The following is a 20183-nucleotide window of genomic DNA, read 5'->3' as shown; positions in this document are numbered from 1 at the left end:
ACGCGCGGCTTACTGCCCCGCGATCGTCATCTGCTCGATCAGCACCGAGCCGGTTTCCTTCGTCCCGCGCACGATCGAGTCCGCCCCGATCGCGACGATATGGCGGAACATCTCCTGCAGCGTGCTGGCGACGGTGATTTCCTCGACCGGATACTGGATCACGCCGTTCTCCACCCAGAAACCCGCCGCGCCGCGCGAATAGTCGCCCGTCACGTAGTTCACGCCCTGCCCCATCAGCTCGGTCAGCAGCAGGCCCGTGCCGAGCTTCTTCAGCATCGCGTCGAAGTCGTCGCCCGCCTGCGTGTTCGAGCTGCGCAGCGCGAGGTTGTGCGAGCCGCCCGCGTTGCCGGTGGTTTGCGTGCCGAGCTTGCGTGCCGAATAGGTCGACAGGAAATAGCCTTCGACGACGCCGTCCTTCACGACGCTGCGCGCACGCGTGCGCACGCCTTCCTCGTCGAACGGCGCGCTGCCCATCGCGCGCGGCACGTGCGGATCCTCGACGACCTGGACGTGCGGCGCGAACACCGGCTTGCCGAGGCTGTCGACGAGGAACGACGTCTTGCGATACAGCGCGCCGCCGCTCACCGCCTGCACGAACGCGCCGAGCAGGCCGGCCGCGAGCGGCGCCTCGAACAGCACGGGCACCTTGCGCGTGTCGAGACGGCGCGCGCCCATCCGCGCGAGCGCGCGTTCGGCCGCGTAACGGCCCACCGCTTCGGGCGCGGCGAGATCGATCGCGCTGCGCTTCGACGAATACCAGTCGTCGCGCTGCATGTGGCGGCCGCTGCCCGCGATCGGCGCGCATGCGATGTAGTGGCGCGAGTATGGATAGCCGGCGAGGAAGCCGCGCGACGTCGCGAGCACGAACTGCGAGTGCTGCGCCGACACGCTCGCCCCTTCCGAATTGCGGATCTGCGGGCTGACCGCGAACGCGGCGTCTTCCGCGCGGCGGGCGAGCTCGACGGCCTCGTCGGCGCTCAGCGCCCACGGGTGGTACAGATCGAGGTCGCGCGGATCGGTTTCGAGCAGCTCGGCTTCGGCGAGGCCGGCCGCTTCGTCCTCTGCCGTAAAGCGCGCGATGTTGTAGGCTGCGGCGACGGTATCCTTGATCGCGGCCGGCGAGAAGTCCGACGTGCTCGCGTTGCCGCGCTTCTTGCCGATGAACACGGTGACGCCGACCATCTTGTCGCGGTTGTGCTCGATCGTTTCGACTTCGCCGCGGCGCACCGACACCGACAGGCCGTCGCCCTCGGAGATTTCGGTCGCGGCGTCGGTCGCGCCGAGCGCCTTCGCATGGCGAAGGATGTCCGATGCGATTTCCTTGAGCTGGTCCTGCGTGTGCGGGAAATAGCGCGCTTGTACGTCGAGATTGGCTGCCATCGTCTTGGTATCCGGTGGCGGGCGGGCGCCCGCATGGTCAAAATGTTGCGTATCCCGCGATCATAGCAAGGTCCGGGGCCGCGCACAGACAAGCTTGGGGTGTCCGCACCGCGATACAATGCGGCCCATGACACGCAAAACCCGAATCCAGCCGATCGAGCCTGTCGCCGAAGAAGACGACAACGGCTACGATCGCCCCAGCAAATCCCAGTTGAAGCGCGAAATGCACGAGTTGCAGGTGCTCGGCCAGGCGCTCGTCGACCTGCCGAAAGACGCACTGAAGCGCATGCCGATGCCCGAAAGTCTCGCGGACGCCGTGCGCGAGGCGCGCCGGATCACCGATCACGAAGGCAAGCGCCGCCAGCTCCAGTACGTCGGCCGCGTGATGCGCTCGCTGACCGACGACGAAACGGCCGCGCTGCGCACCGCACTCGACGCGCAACGCGGCGTGAACAAGGCCGCGACGGCCCGCCTGCACTGGATCGAGCGCACGCGCGAGCAGCTGCTCGCGAGCGACGACGCGCTGACCGAATTCCTGCGCCAGCACCCCGACGCCGACATCCAGGAAGGCCGCACGCTGATCCGCAACGCACGCAAGGAAGCGCAGCAAGGCAAGCCGCCGCGCTATTTCCGCGAGCTGTTCCAGTGGATCAAGGCGGCCGGCGGCGCGTCCGACAGCGACGACGACGCGGCCGACGACGCCGGAGACGACCATGACGACGAAGCCTAACCACCCGGACGAGCTCGTGGTCGGCCTCGTGTCGATCAGCGACCGCGCGAGTACGGGGGTCTACGAAGACAAGGGTATTCCGGCGCTGCAGGAATGGCTCGCCGGCACGCTGGTTTCGCCGTGGCGCGCCGAAACGCGCCTGATCCAGGACGACGCGCCGACGATCTCGGCCACGCTGACCGAACTCGTCGACGTCGCCGGCTGCGACCTCGTGCTGACGACGGGCGGCACGGGCCCCGCGCGTCGCGACGTGACGCCGGAAGCCACGCTGGCCGTGGCGACGAAGGAAATGCCGGGATTCGGCGAACAGATGCGGCAGATCAGCCTGAATTTCGTGCCGACCGCGATCCTGTCGCGGCAGGTCGCGGTGATCCGCGAAACGGCCGACCATGCGGCGCTGATCATCAACCTGCCCGGCCAGCCGAAGTCGATCCGCGAAACGCTGGAAGGGCTGCGCGACGCCGACGGCAAGTCGACCGTGCCCGGCATCTTCGCCGCGGTGCCCTACTGCATCGACCTGATCGGCGGCCCGTATATCGAGACCGACGCCGCGGTGGTCGCGGCGTTCCGCCCGAAAAGCGCGCGGCGCTGAGCGTTTGCCGCGCGCCGCACGTGTGCCGGCCCGCTCAGGCGGCCGGCACGGAATCGCCTGCCGGCGCCGATGCGGCCGGAATCAGGAAATGCTCGCGGTAGTACTTCAGCTCGTCGATCGACTCGTGGATGTCGGCGAGCGCGGTGTGCATCGCCCGCTTCTGGAAACCTTTGTAGATGGCCGGCTGCCAGCGGCGGCACAGCTCCTTGAGCGTGCTGACGTCGAGGTTGCGGTAGTGGAAGAACCGCTCGAATTCCGGCATCCAGCGCGCCATGAAGCGGCGGTCCTGGCAAATCGAGTTGCCGCACATCGGCGACTTGCCCGGGGACACGTACTGCGCGAGGAACGCCTGCAGTTGCGCGGCGGCTTCCGCCTCGGTCACGGTCGACGCGCGCACGCGGTCGATCAGCCCCGAGCGGCCGTGCGTCGACTTGTTCCAGTCGTCCATCTTCGCGAGCGTCTCGTCGCTCTGGTGAATCGCGAACACCGGGCCCTCGACGGCGACGTCGAGCGTGGAATTGGTCACGACGACCGCGATCTCGATGATGCGGTCGTTATCCGGGTCGAGGCCCGTCATCTCCATGTCGAGCCAGACGAGGTTCAACTCGTTGCGCACGAGCGCGGGCTGGCTGGCGGAAGCGGCGGTATCGGTCATGATTCATCCTGGAAAATAGCGAACCGGGCGCGCCGACGCGGCGCCGCCCGGGCGGTCGGCATCGCATCAGCGGGGCCGGTCCGCAAGAACATATAATTCTCGCATAGAACCCTTTGGCGCCTTCGATGTCACCCTTTTCGTTCACCCTGCTGTTCGCGACCGCCGTACTCGCGATGGTCGTCACCAAGCTGTGGCTCGCGTCGCGGCAGATCCGCTTCGTCGCCGCGCACCGCAACGGCGTGCCCGCGCAGTTCAGCGCCACCATCCCGCTGACCGCCCACCAGCGCGCGGCCGATTACACCGTCGAGCGCACCCGGCTGACGATGCTCGAGATCGTCGTCAGCGCGGCCGTGCTGGTCGGCCTCACGCTGCTCGGCGGCGTCGGCGCGCTCGACACGCTGCTGACCGGCTGGCTCGGCCGCGGCTACGGGCAACAGGTCGCGCTGGTCGCCGCGGTGCTCGCGATCACGGGCGTGATCGACGTGCCGTTCGAGTATTACCGCCAGTTCGGGATCGAGCAGCGCTTCGGCTTCAACCGGATGACGAAGCGGCTGTTCTTCACCGACATGCTGAAAAACACGTTGCTCGGCGCCGTGCTCGGCCTGCCGCTGCTGTTCGTCGTGCTGTGGCTGATGAACCAGGCCGGCAACCTGTGGTGGCTGTGGACCTGGGTCGTCTGGGTCGCGTTCCAGATGCTCGTGCTGCTGATCTACCCGACCTTCATCGCGCCGCTGTTCAACAAGTTCGAGCCGCTGAAGGACGACGCGCTGCGCGCGCGCATCGAGTCGCTGATGAAGCGCTGCGGCTTCGCGGCCAAGGGGCTGTTCGTGATGGACGGCAGCCGCCGCTCCGCGCACGGCAACGCGTACTTCACGGGCTTCGGCGCATCGAAGCGGATCGTGTTCTTCGACACGCTGCTCGCGCGCCTGTCCGGCCAGGAGATCGAAGCCGTGCTCGCGCACGAGCTCGGCCACTTCAAGCGCCGCCACGTGATGAAGCGGATGCTCGTGTCGTTCGTGCTGAGCCTCGTGCTGCTCGCGCTGCTCGGCTGGCTCGCGCAACGCACGTGGTTCTACACGGGGCTCGGCGTCACGCCGTCGCTCGACACCAGCAACGCGGGCGCCGCGCTCATCCTGTTCTTCCTCGCGATTCCGGTGTTCCTGTTCTTCGCGACGCCGTTCAGCAGCCTCACGTCGCGCAAGCACGAATTCGAGGCCGACGCGTTCGCGGCCAGCCAGACCGACGCGCAGGATCTCGTCAGCGCGCTCGTGAAGCTCTATGAGGACAACGCGTCGACGCTGACGCCCGACCCCGTCTACACGGCCTTCTACTACTCGCATCCGCCCGCGTCGCAGCGGATCGACCGCCTGCTGCAGCACGCATGAGCCGGCCGACCTCCCGCCAGCCGGCCCCGCGCGCATCCGGCGCGCAGCGGGCCGAAGGCCGCGTGATCGCGGCGCACGGCCGCCACTACATCGTCGCGCCCGATGACGGCGGCCCGATGCTGCAATGCTTCCCACGCGGCAAGAAGAGCGACATCGCGGTCGGCGACCGCGTCGCGTACGAGCTCGCATCGGCCGACCAGGGCGTGATCGTGGAGATCGGCGAACGGCGCAACCTGCTGTACCGCTCCGACCAGTTCAAGTCGAAGCTGTTCGCGGCGAACCTCGACCAGTTGCTGATCGTGCTCGCGACCGAGCCCTATTTCAGCGAGGATCTGCTCGGCCGCGCGCTGATCGCGGCCGAGGCGAACGAGCTGAAGCCGCTCGTCGTGCTGAACAAGATCGACGTCCAAGCCGCGCTGCCGGTGGCGCGCGAGCGTCTCGCGCCGTACCGCGCGCTCGGCTACGACGTGCTCGAGCTGTCGGTGAAAGGCGCGCCGGACGACGCGCGCGCGCAGTTGATGCCGCATCTCGCCGGGCATTCGACGATCCTGCTCGGCCAGTCCGGGATGGGCAAGTCGACGCTCGTGAACCTGCTCGTGCCCGATGCCGAAGCCGCGACCCGCGAGATTTCGGCCGCGCTCAACAGCGGCCGTCACACGACCACGTTCACACGCCTGTACCCGCTGGAAGGCGGCGGTGCGCTGATCGATTCGCCGGGATTCCAGGAATTCGGCCTCTACCACCTGACCGAAGGCCGCCTCGAGCGCGCGTTTCCGGAATTCCGTCCGCTGCTCGCGGACTGCCGTTTCTATAATTGTCATCATCTGCACGAGCCCGGCTGCGCGATCCTCGAAGCCGTCGCCGACGGCCGCATCGCGCCGTCCCGGCACGCGCTGTACGCGCAGCTCGTGCATGAGGCGAGCCAGATCGTCCGCTGACCGCTCGACGTGTGCGACGGCCGGCCGGCGCCAGCCGGGCCGGCCTTCATCGACAGGAGCCGCGATGCGTTTCAAGGCACCCGACCTCGCGACCGCACAGCATTGGGCCAACGTGCTCCAGGTGGCCGGCATCGGTTGCGAGCTGCACAACTGCTATGCGACCGGCGCGCTCGGCGGCCTGCCCGCCGATGCGTGCACGCCCGAACTGTGGCTCGACGACGAACGCGACGACGCGCTCGCCCGTCGGCTCCTCGATGCCGCGTCGCACGGCCCGTCGGCCGGCGCGGCACCCTGGCGCTGCCGGCAGTGCGGCGAAGCGCTGGAAGCGCAATTCACCGCGTGCTGGCAATGCGGCGCCGTGCGCAACCCGCTCGACGACTGAACGCACTGCGCCGACGCACAGCGAAAAGGCCGGCATCGAGCCGGCCTTCTCATTTTGGCGAGCGCTGGGCTAGCGCATCACTCACGATACCCACACGGCCAGCGTCAGCATCAACAGCAGGATCATCCACAGGATCACCGCGCGCCACACGAGGCCAACCGCCGACTGCAGCGTGCGCGGCGTGCAATCGTCACCGACCGTCAACGGACCGCTGTCGCCGACCGCCAGCGCATCGAGGCTCGACGGCTCCGCGAGCGGCCCCGCGAGACGCGCGCCGAGCGCGCCGCTGCCCGCGGCCAGCAATACGCCGTCGTTCGGGTCGGGCCACTGGCGCGTATGGTTGCGCCACGCATAGATCGCATCCTCGAAGTTACCGACGATCGCGAAGCCGAGCGCCGTCAGGCGCGACGGAATCCAGTCGATCACGAAGAATGCGCGCTGCGCGAACGTCGAGAACGCGGCCGTGCGGTCGTCGCCCGGCGTCGACCAGCTGCGCGCGAGGTATTCGGAAATCCGGTACAGCACGGCGCCGGCCGGGCCGATCGGCAGCACGTACCAGAAGAACACGCCGAACACGTGCCGATGCGACGCGACGACCGCGTGGATCAGCGTATGGCGGACGATTTCGCCGACCGGCATGTCGACCGTGTCGATGCCCGTCCACTCGTGCAGGATTTCGCGCGCACGCGGCACGTCGTCGTTGTTGAGCGCGAGATGGATATCGGTGAAGTAGTGGCTGAACTGGCGGAAGCCGAGCGTGAAATACACGACGGCGACGTTCCACAGGAACGCGAGCACGAAGCTCACCTTGTACAGCAGGAAATAGATCAGCGCGACGATCAGCACCCACGGCAGCACGACCGCGAGCCAGGCGAGGAGCCCATGCTTCTGCTTGCCGGCGTCGAGGCCATGCGCGACGGTTTCCGCATGAAACTGGAACAGTGCGAACACCGGATTGCTCGGCGACAACGCGCGGACCTGTTCGATGATGAGAGCGAGGAGAACCGAAAAGAAAGTCATGCGTGGCGCCGTCTTCGGAGTTATGTCATTTTTTGCATAACGATAGCACAGCGTCAGCCGCGCATGGCTGCCGGCGCGGTCGCCGGGCAGCCGCTCGCGCGCGCCGGCCGGCGCGCCCGCCTAACCGGCCGCCAAGAAGCGATACAGATTGCGAAACATGGCGGCAGTTGCGCCCCAGATGAAGTAATGCCCGTCCGGTTCGTCGTTCGGGTAAGGCATGGCAAAAAAACGACGCTCGCCGCCTTCCCACCGGAACACGCGGATCTGATGGTTCGCGGGATTCATCACGAACGCGAGCGGCACTTCAAAAATCTCGGCGACTTCGAACGTGTCGGCCTGCACGGTGAACGGCGGATGCACGAGGCCGACGACCGGCGTCACGCAGAAACCCGTGCCGGTCAGGTAGTCGGGCAGCGCGCCGAGAATCTCGACGCGTTCGGCGGCCAGCCCGATCTCTTCTTTCGCCTCGCGCAACGCGGTGGCGGTCGCGTCGTGGTCGAACGGCTCGCGACGGCCGCCGGGAAAGCTGATCTGTCCGGCGTGGTCGTTCAGGTGATCGGCGCGTTGCGTCAGCAGCACGGTGAGGCCCGACTCGCGGACGATGAGCGGCACGAGGACGGCCGCGCTACGCGGATCGACGCCTTCCTGCAGCCTCGCTTCGCCGGGTTCGACGCTCCACTCGAGCGTGCGCGCGAAGCGTTCTCGCAGGCCGGACGGCGTCATTAGCCTGGAATCGATGACAGGCAGGCCGGCGCCGGTGCCTTCGACCGGCAATACTTCGGGATCGATGATGGGGCGGCGATTCAATGGGGCTCTCGGGTTCGTGTCGTATCGAGCATATTGTCGCGCCAGAATGAAAAAAGCACCCGGTTGGGTGCTTTTTCCTTACAGCTCTTACTCTTGGGAAGCTGCTGCGGCGCGATCCTTCGACACCAGCTTTTCCTTGATACGAGCCGACTTGCCCGAACGCTCGCGCAGGTAGTACAGCTTCGCACGACGCACATCACCGCGACGCTTCACGACGATGCTTGCCAGCAGCGGCGAGTACGTCTGGAACGTACGCTCGACGCCTTCGCCCGACGAGATCTTGCGGACGATGAAGTTCGAGTTCAGACCACGATTGCGAATCGCGATCACGACGCCTTCGTAAGCCTGAACGCGCTTGCGGTTACCTTCAACCACGTTCACGTTCACGATCACCGTGTCGCCCGGGGCGAAATCGGGGATGGTCTTGCCGGCGAGCGCGCGCTCGATCTCTTCCTGCTCAAGTTTTGCGATCAGATTCATTACTGACTCCTTATGCCATCGTGTCGGCGTTCACACCCGCCTGCTTCCAGGCCTGGCCCCGATAGAGGATGGATTCACATCAGGCGCCGCACACGCATGTACGGCACCGCCAATTCCCGCTCGCGCAGCCGCCTCAGGAGGCGTCCTTCGCTTCGCGTGCGAGGTTCGCGAGCCACGCCTCGTCGGCCCGGCTCAGCAACTTCTCGCGGCGCGCCCGGACGATCAGGTCCGGCCGCTTCCGCAACGTATTCCTCAATGCTTCCTGGCGCCGCCACTTCTCGATCTCGGCATGATGTCCGCCGAGCAGCACGTCCGGCACGCGCACGCCGTCGTATTCCTCGGGGCGCGTGTAGTGCGGACAATCGAGCAGGCCGTCCGCGAAGCTGTCCTGCACGGCCGACAGCGAATCGTTCAGCACGCCGGGCAGCAACCGCACGACCGCATCCATCATCGCCATCGCCGGCAATTCGCCGCCCGACAGCACGAAATCGCCGAGGCTGATTTCCTCGTCGACGCAACGGTCGAGCAGGCGCTGGTCGATCGCCTCATAGCGACCGCACAGCACGACGACGCCGGGTTCCTGCGCCATCCGCACCGCCCGATCGTGCGTGAGCGGCGCGCCTTGCGGCGACATCATCACGACGCGCGTGCTCGCGATGCCCTGCTCCGCCTGCGCCGCTTTCGCGGCGTCGATCGCGGCTTCGAGCGGCCTGGCCAGCATCACCATGCCCGGACCGCCGCCGTACGGACGATCGTCGACCGTGCGGTAGTTGTCCGTCGTGAAATCACGCGGATTCCAGGTGCGCAGCCCGAAGCGCCCCTGCTTCACGGCCCGGCTGGTGATTCCCCAGTCGGTCAGTGCACGGAACATCTCGGGAAAGAGCGTGACGACGTCGAACTGCACCGCGCTCTCGGTAACCTGGTTCATTTCAGTAATCGGCTTCCCAGTCGACGACGATGCGACGCGCCGCCTGATCCACCGTTTTGACGTAGACGCCGACGAACGGAATCAATCGCTCGTCGGTGGTCGGCTGACCGTCTTTACCGGTTGCCGGATACTCGACACGCATGATCGAATGCACGCCGTTGTCGATCATCCCGCTCACCTTCCCGAGCGCCACCGATTGCTCGTTGACGACCTCGAGACCGATCAGGTCGACCCAATAGAATTCGTCCGCGGCCAGTGCCGGGAAATCTTCCCGGCGCACGAACACGCGAAAGCCGCGCATGAACAGCGCGGCATCGCGGTCGCTGACGCCCGCGGGTTGCGCAACGACAGTATCGCTGTGCGTCTTCGACTGCATGATGCGGACGGAAAGCCGCTCCGCACCGCGTTCCAGCCACCAGCGACGCGCGTTGAGCAGCGCGTCGCCGCCGCGACCGGCATCGGCATGCGTCGCCACCTTGACCCAGCCCTTCAGGCCGTAGGCGTCGACCACCGCCCCGACCTCGACGGCATCGTCGGGCCAGGCTTGCGTCGCGTCGGGACTGCCTGGTTCGGCAGCCTGACCGGCGTTCGCGACCGCGTCGCGCTCGACCGGCTTGCGGACGAATGCGCCGAATGACGCACGCCCGCGCCTTGCATTACCGGAATCGTGACCCGCCATCAATGCACCTCACAGCCGGCACGACCGGCACACCGTGCCATTAGGCAGCCGGTTGCGCCTTTTGCGCTTCCTTCACCAGACGCTGGACGGTCGGCGACAGTTGCGCGCCAACGCCTTGCCAGTACGTCAGGCGATCCTGAGCGATACGCAGCGATTCGCCCTTCGTGGCGACCGGGTTGTAGAAGCCGACGCGTTCGATGAAGCGGCCGTCACGACGGTTGCGCGAATCGGTAGCAACGATGTTGTAGAACGGGCGCTTCTTCGAGCCGCCACGAGCCAGACGGATGATAACCATATGATGTCCTTCGGGAAAACCGGGTTCGAAACTACTGAAACACGCGATTATAGCCGGAAACCAGAGGTACAACAAACACTTACGCGTAAAAATCCGCGGACGGCCCGTCCGCCGGGCATACAATCGTCGTGTCCAGGATGCTACCGACCGTCATGCCGCCTCTTCGCGCCGCCCCGATGCGCCGCGTGCAGCACCTGTTCGCGGCGCTGCTTGCCGGCCTCGCCTGCCTCGCGTCGGCCCCGGCGTTTGCCGCGCCGCTGCCTGTGAACGAACTCGTCGTGCCGCCCGGCTTCCATGTGGACGTGCTGACCGACGCCGTCCCGGCCGCACGGGAAATGGCGTGGTCGCCGCGCGGCATCCTGTATGTCGGCACGCGGGACGGCCGCGTCCACGCACTGGTGATGCACGAGGGCCGGATCAGCGCACGCTACGTGATCGCGTCCGTGCTCGACATGCCCGTCGGGGTGGCCTACCTCGACGGCGCCCTTTATATATCCGCCGTGTCGCGCATCCTGCGCGTCGATCATATCGACGACCGGCTCGCGAAACCGCCCGCGCCCGTCGTCGTGACCGACGCACTGCCGACCGATCACCATCACGGCTGGAAATTCATCGCGTTCGGCCCCGACGGCAAGCTGTACGTGCCGATCGGCGCACCGTGCAACGTCTGCCTCGCCGATCGCAGCCGCTACGCGATCATCGCGCGGATGAACGCCGACGGCAGCGGGCGTGAAGTGGTCGCGCGCGGCATACGCAACACGGTCGGCTTTGCATGGCACCCGGATTCGGGCGAGCTCTGGTTCACCGACAACGGGCGCGACCTGATGGGCGACGACGTACCGGACGACAAGCTGAACCGCGCGCCGCGCGCCGGCCTCGACTTCGGTTTTCCATACTGCCACGGCGGCGATACGCCCGACCCCGAATTCGGCAGCGCCGACGCGTGCCGACGTTATGTGCCGCCGGTCCTGAAACTCGGTGCGCACGTCGCGGCGCTCGGGATGCGCTTCTACACCGGGCCGATGTTTCCGGCGTCTTATCGCAATAACGTCTTCATTGCCGAACACGGCTCGTGGAACCGCCGCACGAAGGTCGGCTACCGCGTGATGCGCGTGGTCGTCTCGGCGGACGGCAGCCATGCTCGTCAAACGCCGTTCGTCACGGGCTGGCTGCGGCCCGACGGCACGGCATGGGGACGCCCGGCCGATGTATTGCCGCTGCCGGACGGTTCGCTGCTCGTCAGCGACGATTACGCGGGCGCGATCTACCGCGTGACGTATGCGGCACCCTGACGCACGCGAGGGGTGACCGGCCCCGACCGGGCATCGTAGAATGCGTGCCGGGCCGCGCGCCCGCGCCGGCCTGCCGGCCCCGCCCATGCCAACGACACTACGCCGCCATCCATGTCCAGCAGCACCGCATCGCCCCGCCGCTTCCGCTCCAAGACGCTCACCGCCGCCCTCGCGTTCCTGCTCGGGTCGATCGGCGCGCATCGCTTCTATCTGTACGGCTTTCGCGACGTATACGGCTGGGCCCACCTGCTCGCGACGATCGTCGGCATCCCGGGCTTCCTGCTGCTTGCCGCAACCCAGCGCAGCGCCGGCCTCGGCTGGTGGCTCGCGGTGCCCGGTGCAATCTCGCTGCTGGCGGCGTTCCTCGCCGCACTCGTCTACGGGCTGCGCCCCGATGAAAAATGGGATGCGCAATTCAACGCCGACACCGGCAAGCAGAGCCAGTCGGGCTGGACCGTGATCTTCGTCGTGATCTTCTCGCTGCTGATCGGTGCGTTCCTGTTGATGACCGCACTCGCGCTGTCGTTCCAGACGTACTTCGAATCGCAGGTTGAAGCGGCCAAGCAGATTTCGCAGTAAGCACGACCAATACAGTCGATACGGCCCACCGGCGACTGCGTTGCTCGCCGGTCAGAACAGGTTCAACTGCATGTCGTCGCGCGATTTCGCGCCAGCTGCACGAACCGCGACGCGCGGCGCCGGCGCCCCGGCGGCAGGCGCACCGCGGAACCGCGACAGATCGAGGATGCCGTTCGTGCGTTCGTTCAACCCGAGCCGCTTGACGGCCTGACGGAAGCGCTGCCGCAGCAGGTCGGCCCAGATCCCCTCGCCCTTCATCCGTTTCGAGAAATCCGAGTCGTAATCCTTGCCGCCGCGCATGTCGCGCACGCGATTCATCACGCGCTCCGCGCGATCGGGAAAATGCGCGGCAAGCCACTGCTTGAACAGCGGCGCGACCTCCCACGGCAACCTCAGGACGATGTAGCTCGCATGCGTCGCACCGGCTTCCGCGCAGGCCTCCAGCACGTGCTCCATGTCGGGCTCGGTCACGAACGGAATCACCGGTGCAATGCTCACGCCGACCGGTACGCCCGCATCGCGCAGCGCACGGATCGTGCGCAACCGCCGCGCCGGCGTGGCCGCGCGCGGCTCGAGCGTGCGCGCCAGTTCGGCATCGAGCGTCGTGATCGTGACCGCCGCCATCACCTGCCCGCGTTCGGCCATCGGCGCGAGCAGGTCGAGATCGCGCTCGATCAGCGACGACTTCGTGATCGCCGCGAACGGCAGCCCGCGGTCGTGCATCACCTGGATCACGCTGCGCGTGATGCGCAGGTCGCGCTCGACCGGCTGGTACGCGTCGGTGTTGACGCCGAGCGCGATCGGCTCCGGCACGTAGCGCTTGCGCGAAATCTCGCGCTCGAGCAGTTCGGCTGCATTGACCTTCGCGTAGATGCGGCTTTCGAAATCGAGCCCCGGCGACAGCCCGAGGTAGCTGTGCGTCGGCCGCGCGAAGCAATAGATACAGCCGTGCTCGCAGCCGCGATACGGATTGAGCGACACGCTGAACGGAATATCGGGCGACTGGTTGCGCGTCAGGATGCTCTTCGCCCGCTCCTCGAAGACCTGCGTGCGCAGCGGCGCGGGGAAATCGGCATCGTCGGACGCGTGCGTCCAGCCGTCGTCCACCGCTTCGCGCTGCGCGATTTCATACCGCCCCTGCAGGTTGTCGACCGCGCCGCGCCCCTTGCGGGGCACGGGCGGCGCTACCGGAAATTCGTTGTCGGACAGATCGTCCATGTGCCCACCCATTCGCCTGCGCCCAATACTGTACATTTATACAGTATTGGGCGCAGCATGCCAAGGGTGGGATAAAGGGCCCGACGACGGGCCGCCCATCACTCGCCGACCGCAATCGTCAGCGTTTCCTTGATTTCCTCCATCACGACATAGCTCTTCGACTGCACGGCGCCGGGCAACTGCAGCAGGATGTCGCCGAGCAGTTTCCGGTAGTCGGCCATCTCGCCGATCCGCGCCTTGATCAGGTAGTCGAAATCGCCGGAGACGAGATGGCATTCGAGCACCTCGTCGATCTTCATCACTTCCCGGCGGAACTGCTCGAACATGTTGCCGCCCTTGTGGCCGAGCGTGATCTCGACGAACACCAGCAGCGCGGCATCCAGCTGATGCGGGTCGACCCGCGCGTGATAGCCGGTGATCACGCCGTCGCGCTCCATGCGCCGCACGCGCTCGATGCACGGCGTGACGGTCAGTCCGACCTGTTCCGCGAGGTCCTTCATCGCCATCCGGCCGTCGTCCTGGAGCAGTTTCAGGATGCGCCGGTCGAGCTTGTCGAGCGTACGTACGGGCTGACGTTGCGTTCTCATTTGTTTATGCTGAAAACCAGAAAAATACAATAACAAAAACTGCACATTCGACAATACCATAGCGCAAAAAACTAGATCAGCTAGAGGTTACACGGAGCCGCAGGTGCGCCCGGCCTCGACCTGGTTCCTTCCATCTGGAGCAGCTATGCGAGTCGTCATTCTGGGCAGCGGTGTAGTGGGCGTGGCAAGCGCGTATTACCTTGCGCGCGCCGGTCATGAAGTCACGGTGATCGACCGGGAAGCCGGCCCGGCGCTGGAGACGAGCTTCGCGAACGCAGGCCAGATCTCTCCCGGCTATGCGGCACCGTGGGCCGCGCCCGGCGTGCCGCTGAAGGCCGTCAAGTGGATGTTCGAAAAGCATGCGCCGCTCGCGATCCGTCTCGACGGCACGCGCTTCCAGCTCCAGTGGATGGTTCAGATGCTGCGCAACTGCACGGCCGAGCGCTATGCAGTCAACAAGGGCCGCATGGTCCGTCTCGCCGAATACAGCCGCGACTGCCTGCAGGCGCTGCGCGCCGATACCGGCATCGAATACGAAGGCCGCACGGGTGGCACGCTGCAACTGTTCCGCACGCAGCAGCAACTCGACGGCGCGGCGAAGGACATCGCCGTGCTGCAGGAAGCGAACGTGCCGTTCGAACTGCTGTCGCCGGCCGAACTGAAGCATGCCGAACCGGCGCTCGCCGCCGTCTCGCACAAGCTGACGGGCGGCCTGCGCCTGCCGGGCGACGAAACCGGCGATTGCCAGCTGTTCACGACGCGCCTCGCCGCGCTCGCCGAATCGCTCGGCGTCAAGTTCCGCTACAACACGCCGATCGATGCGCTCGCGATCGCGGGCGGCAAGATCGCCGGCGTGCAGTGCGGCAGCGAGACGGTGCGTGCCGACGCGTACGTCGTCGCGCTCGGCTCGTACTCGACCCGCTTCATCTCCCACCTGATGAAGATTCCCGTCTATCCGCTCAAGGGCTATTCGATCACCGCGCCGATCGTCAACGAAGCCGCCGCGCCGGTGTCGACCGTGCTCGACGAGACCTACAAGATCGCGATCACGCGCTTCGACCAGCGCATCCGCGTCGGCGGCATGGCGGAAATCGTCGGCTTCGACAAGACGCTGCGCGCGGCGCGCCGCGAAACGCTGGAGATGTGCGTGAACGACCTGTTCCCGGGCGGCGGCGACACGTCGAAAGCGACGTTCTGGACGGGCCTGCGCCCGATGACGCCGGACGGCACGCCGATCGTCGGCCGCACGCCGGTGTCGAACCTGTTCCTGAACACCGGCCACGGCACGCTCGGCTGGACGATGTCGTGCGGCTCGGGCCAACTGCTCGCGGACCTGATCTCGGGCAAGATGCCCGCGATCCAGGCCGACGACCTGTCGGTGCATCGTTACCTGAAGGACGTGCCCGGCCAGACGCGCCCGGCCTACGCGTAAACCGGAACGGCCCGCTGCGATGCGGGCCGATTGCATCAACGAGAAAGGCGCCCGAGGGCGCTTTTCTCGTTTTGGCGACTGCGACTCGACTGCGAGTGGCCACTCGGCACGACGCTTCAGTCGACGCGCGCATGCACGCGTCGTCCGTTGAACGAATCGACGTTACCCGCCGTGCCTGCGCGACGATATGTTCGGCGCGGCACGGTACGAGCGCGAATCGTCCGGACGAGCGATATCCGCTCCTCATTCAACGACCACACAACGAAAAAAGGGGCGCTCGTCGCGCCCCTCTTCTTGTGTGCTTACCGCTGAAGCGTCACGCCGCGTCAGCCGAGCTCGCTCACGAGCTCCGGCACGAGCGAGAACAGATCGCCGACAAGGCCGTAGTCGGCCACGCTGAAGATCGGTGCTTCGGGATCCTTGTTGATCGCGACGATCACCTTCGAATCCTTCATGCCGGCCAGGTGCTGGATCGCACCCGAGATGCCGACCGCGATGTACAACTGCGGCGCGACGATCTTGCCGGTCTGGCCGACCTGGTAGTCGTTCGGCACGTAGCCGGCGTCGACTGCCGCGCGCGATGCGCCGAGCGCTGCGGACAGCTTGTCGGCCAGCGGCTCCAGCACCTTCGTGTAGTTCTCGCCGCTGCCCAGACCGCGGCCGCCCGACACGATGATGCTCGCCGACGTCAGTTCCGGACGGTCCAGCTTCGTCACTTCACGGCTCACGAACTGCGACTTGCCGGCGTCGGCTGCCGCTTCGATCTTGTCGACCGATGCGCTGCCGCCTTCCGCCGCCACCGGATCGAAACCCGTCGCACGCACCGTGATCACCTTGATCGGATCGCTCGACTGCACCGTCGCGATCGCGTTGCCCGCGTAGATCGGACGCTCGAACGTATCGGCCGAATCGACCGCCGTGATGTCCGAGATCTGTGCGACGTCCAGCTTCGCGGCGATGCGCGGCGCGATGTTCTTGCCGTAGGCCGTCGCCGGCGCGAGGATGTGCGAGTAGTCCTTCGCGATGTTCAGCGCGGTCGCTTCAACGTTTTCCGCCAGGCCTTCGGCCAGTTGCGGCGCGTCGGCCAGCAGCACCTTCGAAACGCCCGCGATTTTCGCTGCCGCATCGGCCGCCGCTTGCGCGTTGTGGCCCGCGACCAGCACGTGGATGTCGCCGCCGACGAATTTGCCAACTTCGGCCGCCGCCGCCACCGTGTTCAGCGTCGCGGCCTTGATCGACGCGTTGTCGTGTTCTGCAATCACCAGAATCGTCATTTCTTTGCGCTCCCTCTTACAGCACCTTGGCTTCGGTCTTCAGCTTCTCGACCAGCGTCTTCACGTCCGGCACCTTCACGCCGGCCGCGCGCTTCGGCGGCTCGACCACCTTCAGCGTCTTCAGACGCGGCGCGACGTCCACACCGAGGTCTTCCGGCTTCACGGTTTCCAGCGGCTTCTTCTTCGCCTTCATGATGTTCGGCAGCGTCACGTAGCGCGGCTCGTTCAGGCGCAGGTCGGTCGTGACCACCGCCGGCAGCGTCAGCGACAGCGTTTCCGCGCCGCCGTCGACTTCACGTGCAACGGTTGCCTTGCCGTCGGCGATCGTCACCTTCGACGCGAACGTCGCTTGCGGCAGACCTGCCAGCGCGGCCAGCATCTGCCCCGTCTGGTTCGAATCGTCGTCGATCGCCTGCTTGCCGAGGATCACCAGCTGCGGATGCTCCTTGTCGACCAGCGCCTTCAGGATCTTCGCGACGGCCAGCGGCTCGACGCTGTCGTTCGATTCGACGAGGATCGCGCGATCCGCGCCGATCGCCAGCGCCGTGCGCAGCGTTTCCTGCGCTTGCGTGACACCCACCGACACCGCGATCACTTCGGTCGCGACGCCCGCTTCCTTGAGGCGCACCGCTTCTTCCACCGCGATTTCGTCGAACGGGTTCATCGACATCTTCACGTTCGCGATGTCGACTCCCGTGTTGTCCGACTTCACGCGGACCTTCACGTTGTAATCGACCACTCTTTTCACTGGCACCAGGATTTTCATGCACACGCTCCAAAGTTACGAATACGACCAGAGGCCATTTTATAGCGCGGCCTCATGACTGCGCGGCCAGGCGGACCCAACCATGATGGTTGTCGAGGATACCGCTTCTTGGCGACGCGCCAATGATAGCGAACGGTCGTTCTATTTTAAAAGAGAAAAAACCCGGACGCAAAGCCCGGGTTTTCGATCATCGACTCTAATCCCGCCGGGCGTCCGTGCGCTGCCGGTTACCAGGCGGCAATGACCGCGCCGCCGAACTTGCCTTCGATGAACTGCTTCACGTCGGCCGAGTGATACGCGGCGATCAGCTTCGCGACCCACGGCTTGTTCCGGTCCGCCTCGCGGATCGCGAGGATGTTCGCGTACGGGCCGTTCGGGCCCTCGATCGCGATCGCGTCCTGTTTCGGTTTCAACCCCGCTTCCATCGCGTAGTTGGTGTTGATCGCGGCCACGTCGACGTCGCCGAGCGAACGCGGAATCTGCGCGGCATCGAGTTCGACGATCTTCAGCTTGCGCGGATTGTCGACGATATCGAGCGGCGTCGCCTTCAGCCCCGCATCCGCGCGCAGCTTCAGCAGCCCCTGCTTCTGCAGCAACAGCAGCGCGCGGCCGCCGTTGGTCGGATCGTTCGGCACCGCGACGCGCGCGCCCGGCTTCAGTTCGGCCAGCGACTTCACGCGCTTCGAATAGATGCCCATCGGGAACGTGACGGTGTCCGCGACCTTGAGCAGCTTGTAGCCGCGATCCTTCACCTGCGCCTGCAGATACGGATCGTGCTGGTAGCTGTTCGCGTCGAGGTCGCCCGACGCGAGCGCGGCGTTCGGCTGCACGTAATCGGAGAATTCGACGATGCGGATCTCCAGGCCGTCCTTCGCCGCGACCTTCTTCACCACTTCCATGATCTGCGCGTGCGGGCCGCCCGTCACGCCGACCTTGATGGTTTCGGCCTGCGCATGCGCGCCCGCGAACAGTGCGGCCGCGCCCAGCGCCGCCGCGAACTTGAGCATGAAGCGTCGTTGCATCGTTTCTCCCCTATCGGATCGGTTTGGTTTTATTTGTGGCTGAGCCGGCGCACCAGCCAGTCGCCGAACGATTGCACGATCTGCACGAACACGATCAGGATTGCGACGACCGTCCACATCACTTCGGGCAGATAGCGCTGGTAACCGTAGCGGATTCCGAGATCGCCGAGCCCGCCGCCGCCGATCGCGCCCGCCATCGCCGAATAGCCGACCAGCGACACGAACGTGATCGTCAGGCCCGCGACGATGCCCGGCAGCGATTCGGGCAGCAGCACCTTGAAGACGATCTGCGACGTGGTCGCGCCCATCGATTGCGCGGCCTCGATCAGCCCGCGGTCGACTTCGCGCAGCGCCGTTTCGACGAGACGCGCGATGAACGGCGCGGACGCGAGCGTCAGCGGCACGACCGCCGCGGCCGTGCCGATCGACGAACCCGTGACGAGCCGCGTGAACGGAATCACCGCGACCAGCAGGATGATGAACGGCGTCGAGCGGACGGCATTCACGATGCCGCCGAGCACGCGATTCACCGCGAGGTTCTGCAGCACGCCCTGGCGGTCGGTCAGGTAGAGCAGCACGCCGAGCGGCAGGCCGACGAGCGCGCCGACCGCCCCGGAGATGCCGACCATGATCAGCGTCTCCCAGAACGACTGCACGAACATATCGAACATCTCACTCAACATACGAAAGCTCCTCTACCACCACACCTTGCTCGCGCAGGAACGCGAGCGCCTGCCCGACCTTGCCCGGCTCGCCGCCCGCGAGCACCGCGAGCGAACCGAATGCCTGCCCCTGGATCTCGTCGATCTGGCCGTGCAGGATGTTGAAATCGAGTTCGTACCGGCGGATCGTCTCCGACAGGATCGGCTGGTCGACCCCCGAGCCCGTGAACGCGAGCCGCAGCAGATGCCCGCGGCCCGTCTTCAGCCGCTCGGCCACGCGCGCCTTCAGCGCGGGCGGCAGTTCCTGCGCGATCACGTCGCCGATCAGCGCGCGCGTCACTTCGTGGTGCGGCTGCAGAAACACGTCGATCACGCGGCCTTCCTCGACCACGCGACCCGCATCGAGCACCGCGACGCGATCGCAGACCTGCTTGATCACTTCCATCTGGTGCGTGATCAGCACGATGGTCAGGCCGAGCTCGCGGTTGATGCGCTTCAGCAGATCGAGGATCGAGCGCGTGGTTTCGGGGTCGAGCGCGGACGTCGCTTCGTCCGACAGCAGCACCTTCGGCTGGCTCGCCAGCGCGCGGGCGATGCCGACGCGCTGCTTCTGCCCGCCGCTGATCTGCGCCGGATAGCGATCCTTCTGCGCGGACAGCCCAACCAGATCGAGCAGCGGCAGCACGGCGGCCTCGATGTCGGCACGGCTCGCGCCGGCCAGTTCGAGCGGCAGCGCGACGTTGTCGAACACCGTGCGCGACGACAGCAGGTTGAAGTGCTGGAAGATCATGCCGATCTCGCGGCGCGCTTCGCGCAGCGCGCCGGCCGACAGCAGCGTGAGATCGCGCCCGCCGACGACGACATTGCCTTCGGTCGGCCGCGTCAGCAGGTTGATGGTGCGCACGAGCGTGCTCTTGCCGGCGCCGCTTCGGCCGATGATGCCGAACACCTCGCCTTGCGGGATCGTCAGGTTGACGTTGTGCAACGCTTCGACCCAGCCGCCCGGGCCGGGGAAACGCTGCGAAAGATTGCGTAATTCGATCATGTAAACAAAATGGCGGCCGGCCGGCGAGTTGGCCC

Annotated in this window: 23 protein-coding genes; 8 read left to right on the top strand and 15 right to left on the bottom strand. The window is 66.3% G+C overall.

The genetic code is table 11. From position 1 onward, the window contains the following. Nucleotides 1–9: 9 nt before the first annotated feature. Complete coding sequence (gene pmbA, locus JYG37_RS07235; protein WP_048984630.1) at nucleotides 10–1380, bottom strand: metalloprotease PmbA; 1371 nt, start codon at nucleotides 1378–1380, stop codon at nucleotides 10–12. A 127-nt stretch (nucleotides 1381–1507) separates the two neighbouring features. Here pmbA and yjgA point away from each other — a divergent pair, with 127 nt between their 5' ends. Further along, the gene (gene yjgA / locus JYG37_RS07230) at nucleotides 1508–2110 is read left to right on the top strand and encodes a ribosome biogenesis factor YjgA (RefSeq protein ID WP_275564760.1); all 603 of its coding nucleotides are present in this window, start codon (nucleotides 1508–1510) and stop codon (nucleotides 2108–2110) included. Beyond that, nucleotides 2094–2702 carry a molybdopterin adenylyltransferase gene (gene mog, locus JYG37_RS07225; protein WP_080334138.1) on the top strand — a complete coding sequence of 203 codons (609 nt, stop codon included), beginning with the start codon at nucleotides 2094–2096 and terminating at the stop codon, nucleotides 2700–2702. Before yjgA ends, mog begins: the two co-directional genes overlap by 17 nt. A gap of 34 nt (nucleotides 2703–2736) precedes the next feature. On the opposite strand, the gene orn is transcribed toward mog, so the two are convergent. Further along, the gene (gene orn / locus JYG37_RS07220; protein ID WP_050011510.1) at nucleotides 2737–3357 is read right to left on the bottom strand and encodes an oligoribonuclease; all 621 of its coding nucleotides are present in this window, start codon (nucleotides 3355–3357) and stop codon (nucleotides 2737–2739) included. Nucleotides 3358–3482: 125 nt separating this feature from the next. Here orn and JYG37_RS07215 point away from each other — a divergent pair, with 125 nt between their 5' ends. The 3 genes from JYG37_RS07215 to JYG37_RS07205 all read left to right on the top strand — a co-directional run bounded on the left by JYG37_RS07215 (nucleotide 3483) and on the right by JYG37_RS07205 (nucleotide 6062). Further along, nucleotides 3483–4742 carry a M48 family metallopeptidase gene (locus tag JYG37_RS07215; RefSeq protein WP_124637832.1) on the top strand — a complete coding sequence of 420 codons (1260 nt, stop codon included), beginning with the start codon at nucleotides 3483–3485 and terminating at the stop codon, nucleotides 4740–4742. Beyond that, entirely contained in the window at nucleotides 4739–5680 is a 942-nt protein-coding gene (gene rsgA / locus JYG37_RS07210) for a ribosome small subunit-dependent GTPase A (protein ID WP_050011511.1), read from the top strand. Before JYG37_RS07215 ends, rsgA begins: the two co-directional genes overlap by 4 nt. A gap of 64 nt (nucleotides 5681–5744) precedes the next feature. Beyond that, entirely contained in the window at nucleotides 5745–6062 is a 318-nt protein-coding gene (locus JYG37_RS07205; RefSeq protein ID WP_050011512.1) for a putative signal transducing protein, read from the top strand. Nucleotides 6063–6143: 81 nt separating this feature from the next. Here JYG37_RS07205 and JYG37_RS07200 read toward each other — a convergent pair whose 3' ends face one another. From JYG37_RS07200 to rpsP, 6 genes are all read right to left on the bottom strand, one after another. Then, nucleotides 6144–7082: a CobD/CbiB family protein gene (locus JYG37_RS07200; protein WP_050011514.1), complete on the bottom strand. Its 939-nt coding sequence runs from the start codon at nucleotides 7080–7082 to the stop codon at nucleotides 6144–6146. 120 nt (nucleotides 7083–7202) lie between these two features. Next, nucleotides 7203–7889: a CoA pyrophosphatase gene (locus JYG37_RS07195; protein WP_089488263.1), complete on the bottom strand. Its 687-nt coding sequence runs from the start codon at nucleotides 7887–7889 to the stop codon at nucleotides 7203–7205. A gap of 87 nt (nucleotides 7890–7976) precedes the next feature. Next, nucleotides 7977–8369, bottom strand: coding sequence for a 50S ribosomal protein L19 (gene rplS, locus JYG37_RS07190; RefSeq protein ID WP_006486838.1), 393 nt, complete (start codon nucleotides 8367–8369; stop codon nucleotides 7977–7979). A gap of 133 nt (nucleotides 8370–8502) precedes the next feature. Continuing rightward, complete coding sequence (gene trmD / locus JYG37_RS07185; RefSeq protein ID WP_006476548.1) at nucleotides 8503–9297, bottom strand: tRNA (guanosine(37)-N1)-methyltransferase TrmD; 795 nt, start codon at nucleotides 9295–9297, stop codon at nucleotides 8503–8505. Nucleotide 9298: 1 nt separating this feature from the next. Continuing rightward, entirely contained in the window at nucleotides 9299–9976 is a 678-nt protein-coding gene (gene rimM, locus JYG37_RS07180) for a ribosome maturation factor RimM (RefSeq protein ID WP_050011517.1), read from the bottom strand. A gap of 40 nt (nucleotides 9977–10016) precedes the next feature. After that, nucleotides 10017–10271: a 30S ribosomal protein S16 gene (gene rpsP, locus JYG37_RS07175; RefSeq protein ID WP_006476550.1), complete on the bottom strand. Its 255-nt coding sequence runs from the start codon at nucleotides 10269–10271 to the stop codon at nucleotides 10017–10019. Nucleotides 10272–10423: 152 nt separating this feature from the next. Between rpsP and JYG37_RS07170 the strand changes: the two genes are divergently transcribed. Both JYG37_RS07170 and JYG37_RS07165 read left to right on the top strand, forming a co-directional pair. Further along, nucleotides 10424–11563, top strand: coding sequence for a PQQ-dependent sugar dehydrogenase (locus JYG37_RS07170; RefSeq protein WP_089488262.1), 1140 nt, complete (start codon nucleotides 10424–10426; stop codon nucleotides 11561–11563). A gap of 111 nt (nucleotides 11564–11674) precedes the next feature. After that, complete coding sequence (locus tag JYG37_RS07165; protein WP_050011523.1) at nucleotides 11675–12142, top strand: NINE protein; 468 nt, start codon at nucleotides 11675–11677, stop codon at nucleotides 12140–12142. 51 nt (nucleotides 12143–12193) lie between these two features. Here JYG37_RS07165 and JYG37_RS07160 read toward each other — a convergent pair whose 3' ends face one another. Next, entirely contained in the window at nucleotides 12194–13372 is a 1179-nt protein-coding gene (locus tag JYG37_RS07160; RefSeq protein ID WP_213345975.1) for a PA0069 family radical SAM protein, read from the bottom strand. 86 nt (nucleotides 13373–13458) lie between these two features. Then, nucleotides 13459–13947: an Lrp/AsnC ligand binding domain-containing protein gene (locus JYG37_RS07155; protein WP_050011526.1), complete on the bottom strand. Its 489-nt coding sequence runs from the start codon at nucleotides 13945–13947 to the stop codon at nucleotides 13459–13461. A 145-nt stretch (nucleotides 13948–14092) separates the two neighbouring features. On the opposite strand from JYG37_RS07155, the gene JYG37_RS07150 reads away from it, so the two are divergent. After that, nucleotides 14093–15379, top strand: a complete 1287-nt coding sequence (locus tag JYG37_RS07150; RefSeq protein ID WP_050011527.1) for a D-amino acid dehydrogenase — start codon at nucleotides 14093–14095, stop codon at nucleotides 15377–15379. A 326-nt stretch (nucleotides 15380–15705) separates the two neighbouring features. Here the strand turns inward: JYG37_RS07150 and JYG37_RS07145 are convergent, their stop codons facing one another. The 5 genes from JYG37_RS07145 to JYG37_RS07125 all read right to left on the bottom strand — a co-directional run bounded on the left by JYG37_RS07145 (nucleotide 15706) and on the right by JYG37_RS07125 (nucleotide 20148). Then, nucleotides 15706–16653, bottom strand: a complete 948-nt coding sequence (locus JYG37_RS07145) for an electron transfer flavoprotein subunit alpha/FixB family protein (protein ID WP_050011528.1) — start codon at nucleotides 16651–16653, stop codon at nucleotides 15706–15708. Nucleotides 16654–16669: 16 nt separating this feature from the next. Further along, entirely contained in the window at nucleotides 16670–17419 is a 750-nt protein-coding gene (locus tag JYG37_RS07140; protein ID WP_213345974.1) for an electron transfer flavoprotein subunit beta/FixA family protein, read from the bottom strand. Between the two features lie 227 nt (nucleotides 17420–17646). Next, on the bottom strand, nucleotides 17647–18441 hold the full coding sequence (locus JYG37_RS07135) for a MetQ/NlpA family ABC transporter substrate-binding protein (protein ID WP_213345973.1): 795 nt from the start codon (nucleotides 18439–18441) through the stop codon (nucleotides 17647–17649). A 29-nt stretch (nucleotides 18442–18470) separates the two neighbouring features. Continuing rightward, entirely contained in the window at nucleotides 18471–19124 is a 654-nt protein-coding gene (locus JYG37_RS07130; RefSeq protein WP_006476559.1) for a methionine ABC transporter permease, read from the bottom strand. Next, a complete protein-coding gene (locus JYG37_RS07125) occupies nucleotides 19114–20148 on the bottom strand; it encodes a methionine ABC transporter ATP-binding protein (protein ID WP_050011531.1) in 1035 nt (344 codons plus the stop codon). The genes JYG37_RS07130 and JYG37_RS07125 overlap by 11 nt, the downstream gene beginning before the upstream one ends. Nucleotides 20149–20183 lie beyond the last annotated feature (35 nt).

This window comes from Burkholderia sp. LAS2, from assembly GCF_018417615.1.
Taxonomy (GTDB): Bacteria; Pseudomonadota; Gammaproteobacteria; order Burkholderiales; family Burkholderiaceae; genus Burkholderia; species Burkholderia sola.
This window is presented reverse-complemented; position numbering and strand designations above follow the sequence as displayed.

What these genes read in the sequence shown, in the direction of transcription:
- pmbA (WP_048984630.1), bottom strand. Translation starts at nt 1,380, where the DNA reads ATGGCAGCCAATCTCGACGTACAAGCGCGCTATTTCCCGCACACGCAG.
- yjgA (WP_275564760.1), top strand. Translation starts at nt 1,508, where the DNA reads ATGACACGCAAAACCCGAATCCAGCCGATCGAGCCTGTCGCCGAAGAA.
- mog (WP_080334138.1), top strand. Translation starts at nt 2,094, where the DNA reads ATGACGACGAAGCCTAACCACCCGGACGAGCTCGTGGTCGGCCTCGTG.
- orn (WP_050011510.1), bottom strand. Translation starts at nt 3,357, where the DNA reads ATGACCGATACCGCCGCTTCCGCCAGCCAGCCCGCGCTCGTGCGCAAC.
- JYG37_RS07215 (WP_124637832.1), top strand. Translation starts at nt 3,483, where the DNA reads ATGTCACCCTTTTCGTTCACCCTGCTGTTCGCGACCGCCGTACTCGCG.
- rsgA (WP_050011511.1), top strand. Translation starts at nt 4,739, where the DNA reads ATGAGCCGGCCGACCTCCCGCCAGCCGGCCCCGCGCGCATCCGGCGCG.
- JYG37_RS07205 (WP_050011512.1), top strand. Translation starts at nt 5,745, where the DNA reads ATGCGTTTCAAGGCACCCGACCTCGCGACCGCACAGCATTGGGCCAAC.
- JYG37_RS07200 (WP_050011514.1), bottom strand. Translation starts at nt 7,082, where the DNA reads ATGACTTTCTTTTCGGTTCTCCTCGCTCTCATCATCGAACAGGTCCGC.
- rplS (WP_006486838.1), bottom strand. Translation starts at nt 8,369, where the DNA reads ATGAATCTGATCGCAAAACTTGAGCAGGAAGAGATCGAGCGCGCGCTC.
- trmD (WP_006476548.1), bottom strand. Translation starts at nt 9,297, where the DNA reads ATGAACCAGGTTACCGAGAGCGCGGTGCAGTTCGACGTCGTCACGCTC.
- rimM (WP_050011517.1), bottom strand. Translation starts at nt 9,976, where the DNA reads ATGGCGGGTCACGATTCCGGTAATGCAAGGCGCGGGCGTGCGTCATTC.
- rpsP (WP_006476550.1), bottom strand. Translation starts at nt 10,271, where the DNA reads ATGGTTATCATCCGTCTGGCTCGTGGCGGCTCGAAGAAGCGCCCGTTC.
- JYG37_RS07170 (WP_089488262.1), top strand. Translation starts at nt 10,424, where the DNA reads ATGCCGCCTCTTCGCGCCGCCCCGATGCGCCGCGTGCAGCACCTGTTC.
- JYG37_RS07165 (WP_050011523.1), top strand. Translation starts at nt 11,675, where the DNA reads ATGTCCAGCAGCACCGCATCGCCCCGCCGCTTCCGCTCCAAGACGCTC.
- JYG37_RS07160 (WP_213345975.1), bottom strand. Translation starts at nt 13,372, where the DNA reads ATGGGTGGGCACATGGACGATCTGTCCGACAACGAATTTCCGGTAGCG.
- JYG37_RS07155 (WP_050011526.1), bottom strand. Translation starts at nt 13,947, where the DNA reads ATGAGAACGCAACGTCAGCCCGTACGTACGCTCGACAAGCTCGACCGG.
- JYG37_RS07150 (WP_050011527.1), top strand. Translation starts at nt 14,093, where the DNA reads ATGCGAGTCGTCATTCTGGGCAGCGGTGTAGTGGGCGTGGCAAGCGCG.
- JYG37_RS07145 (WP_050011528.1), bottom strand. Translation starts at nt 16,653, where the DNA reads ATGACGATTCTGGTGATTGCAGAACACGACAACGCGTCGATCAAGGCC.
- JYG37_RS07140 (WP_213345974.1), bottom strand. Translation starts at nt 17,419, where the DNA reads ATGAAAATCCTGGTGCCAGTGAAAAGAGTGGTCGATTACAACGTGAAG.
- JYG37_RS07135 (WP_213345973.1), bottom strand. Translation starts at nt 18,441, where the DNA reads ATGCAACGACGCTTCATGCTCAAGTTCGCGGCGGCGCTGGGCGCGGCC.
- JYG37_RS07130 (WP_006476559.1), bottom strand. Translation starts at nt 19,124, where the DNA reads ATGTTGAGTGAGATGTTCGATATGTTCGTGCAGTCGTTCTGGGAGACG.
- JYG37_RS07125 (WP_050011531.1), bottom strand. Translation starts at nt 20,148, where the DNA reads ATGATCGAATTACGCAATCTTTCGCAGCGTTTCCCCGGCCCGGGCGGC.